1 protein-coding gene is annotated in these 377 nt (G+C 30.8%); it reads left to right on the top strand.

Annotated features, from left to right (window positions below):
• Positions 1-377: 4Fe-4S binding protein (locus ACJDU8_RS25725; protein ID WP_406795029.1), on the top strand; the 377-nt coding region annotated here is incomplete at both ends.

Below are 377 nucleotides of genomic sequence, written 5' to 3'. Positions count from 1 at the left end.
AATTTATATCTTTTTTATGAAGGTGTAGATATAGAAAAAAGAGACTTTTACGGTGGTAAAAAAGCAGTTATAAACAAATATTTTTGTACTAAATGTGGAAAATGTGAAGTTATGTGTAAATTTAATGCCATAAAAGATTGTGTTGTAGATACTTTTTCCTGTGAAGGTTGTGGGGCATGTACTTTAATATGTCCTGAAAAAGCGATTAAACTGGTAGAAGATAAGGCAGCTGAGACATTTATTACAAGATCGGATAAAGGTATAATTTCCAGGGCACAAATGGATATAGGAAGTGATGGATCAGGTAAGTTGATTACTTTTCTCAGAAATAATGGAAAAAGATTTGCTGAAAAAGATGCATTAACAATTATTGATGC

The organism is Candidatus Clostridium eludens, assembly GCF_045310515.1.
Taxonomy (GTDB): domain Bacteria; phylum Bacillota; class Clostridia; order Clostridiales; family Clostridiaceae; genus Clostridium_B; species Clostridium_B eludens.
Note: the sequence above shows the minus strand (reverse complement) of the source record. Positions and strands in the feature narration are given on the sequence as shown.